This is a genomic window from Streptomyces sp. NPDC001933, from assembly GCF_042890955.1.
Taxonomy (GTDB): Bacteria; Actinomycetota; Actinomycetes; order Streptomycetales; family Streptomycetaceae; genus Streptomyces.
The window spans coordinates 2,823-5,162 of sequence record NZ_JBIASS010000088.1 but is presented as its reverse complement, the minus strand read 5'-3'; the positions used below and the strand labels follow the sequence as shown (position 1 = coordinate 5,162).

Annotated in this window: 2 protein-coding genes; both read left to right on the top strand. The window is 68.6% G+C overall.

Annotation, left to right across the window (positions count from 1 at the left end):
- The first annotated feature begins 338 nt into the window (after window positions 1–338).
- The gene (locus ACFYY7_RS45140) at window positions 339–923 is read left to right on the top strand and encodes a hypothetical protein (RefSeq protein ID WP_388672185.1); all 585 of its coding nucleotides are present in this window, start codon (window positions 339–341) and stop codon (window positions 921–923) included.
- Window positions 924–1,344: 421 nt separating this feature from the next.
- The gene (locus ACFYY7_RS45135; protein ID WP_388672182.1) at window positions 1,345–1,881 is read left to right on the top strand and encodes an SMI1/KNR4 family protein; all 537 of its coding nucleotides are present in this window, start codon (window positions 1,345–1,347) and stop codon (window positions 1,879–1,881) included.
- Window positions 1,882–2,340: the final 459 nt, after the last annotated feature.

The following is a 2,340-nucleotide window of genomic DNA, read 5'->3' as shown; positions in this document are numbered from 1 at the left end:
CCGGCGCCTACGCTGCTCGGCGGACAGCCCGCCCCCGTCCGGATACCGCATGCCTCCGGCGTACCAGCCCGGACGGACCGCGTCACCCATCCCGACACAAATCCAGACCCCGAAACGCCGAAATCAGTAACAGCATGAGGTGTCTCTCTGCAGGAGAGAGGTCCCCTTCATCCACCCCGCCCGAGGCAAAGGGCCGTGAGCGTGCGGCTGCGCCGCGTTACGGTGAGCCCGGACTGATCAACACGCGGGGGTGGCCTGGATGGTGACGAAGATTCGACCGAGGCGTACGGCGGTGCTGTACGGCGCTGTACCGCTCGCTCTGCTGCTCGCCGGATGCGGTGGCGGCGACCGACGGTTCGAAGCCGTCCGCGGCCCCGCCAGCCGCCTCGACGCCCGCGCCCGCGACGTCGGCGGCCGACCCCGACGCGGCGGAGAAAGCCACGGTGCTCGCCGCATACAACTCGATGTCGGCGGAACAGGCGAAGGCGTACGGCAAGGCCGCGCCGGCACCAACCCTTCCCCGACCGCCGCCCACCCTTGCCACGCCTACCACACCTGCCATCCCCGCCGCGCCCCCCGACACCACCCTCGACCAGCCGCCCCTGCCCCTGGCCTTGGTTCTGGTTCTGGTTCTGGTTCTGGTTCTGGTTCTGGTTCGTGATGGTGTCGGAGGCGAACTCCTCCAGCACGGCGCGTCGGTGGGCGGGCGGGTGTTCGCCGTACAGCCAGTCGACCCATACCCGCTCCGGCTCCGGCTCCGGCTCCGGCTCCGGCTCCGGCTCCGGCTCCGGCTCCGGCTCCGGCTCCGGCTCCGGGTAGCGTCGCGGATCGTTTTCCCACAGTTTCAGGGCCGCGTCCACCACACCTGCGGCCATGACTTCGGCTTCACTGACCCGGCTGTGGAACGTCAACACCTTCCGTAGGTTTTCTTCGGCGGCCGCGGTAACGATCCCGGTCTGCAGTGCCGCGAGCCGCGTCCCGCGTGCGGCGTCCGACCCGTACCCGGCCTCCTGACGCAGCTGGTGGAACTCGGGGTCGCTGATGTCGACACACACCACCTGATACGGCGCCACCAGCCCCCGGCTCACCGCTTCGTCCGCGAGCAGCTACGGCAGGAGAACGGGACGCTCGGCGAGACCGTCTACGCCTCATCGTCGACTGCCTCACCTTCAACGGCACCATCATCGAGACCGGCACTGACTCCTTCGCCTTGCCAGCACGCGAGCCCGGACTGAGGAACCCGCCAAGGTCGGCTGAGTGCGATAGCTGCCGATGCGACGAGGGGGTTGAGGGACATCGGAACGAAGATCGGTGCTAAAAGATTATTGTATGTGGATTCAGCGAGTGATCGAACTGACCGGGTGGGAGCCGCTCGGGATCTCCGTCGACTGGGCGGCGATCGAGGGAGAGCTGGGGGTTCCGCTGCCGGCGGACTATAAGGAGCTCTACGAGGTGTTCGGCGGCGGCGTCTTCAGTGATTCCGTCTACTTTCTGGGGCGCGACGAGGGCGTCTCGTTCGACTTCCTGACACAGTGGCGGGTCTGGCTGTCGGTCGACCAGGACAGAAAGCTCGGAGACGTCTCCGCCGTCGATCCCTATGCGATCTACGCGCCGGGCGGCAAGGGGCTGGTCCCCTGGGGCTCCACCGAATGGGCCGACGGGTACTTTTGGCTGATCGATGCCGAGCGGCCGGGCGATTACCCCGTCCTTGCGCGGTCCGATGACGGCGGCGCATGGGACCAGTACGACATGTCCACCTCTGAGTTCCTCTACCGCGTCCTTGCCGATGCCGATTTTCAACCTTTCGGGATCGCGCAGTACGACCTCGGCACGACGTTCAAGCCCGGCTCCGGCGACCCCTTCGACTGCCAGCCGCTCTGACGAGAGGCTGGCCGTTCCACGTTCGTGGACACGACAGTGCCGTCGTTTCTCATCGAGATTCGTGAGCCAGGTGATCACCAACTGCCTCCGGAACCGATCGCCAAACGCTGTTCCTACTAGGACGGCCTCTTTTGGCCCCGGGGTACCGGGTTGTTCTTGTTCGACCCTGCTCTGCCTGTAGTCGAAAGATTCGGTCATACCGGCATCTTTCTGGACGCAGAGGGGGTGTGGCGGGACCGGCGCGGCCTGGCCGGTCCCGCCGACCTGCTGTGTGGGCTGTGAGCCCCCGCCGGTCGTCCCCTGGATACGGGCCTGCCTGTGAGCTGTGAGCCGATCGGGCCCGGGGGGGGGGCGGCCCGCCCCCCCCCCCCCCCCCCCCGGCCGGGGGGGGGGGGGGGGGGGCCCCGCCCGGGGGGGCGGGGGGGGGGGCGCGGGGGGGGGGGGGTCGGGTGGGGGGGC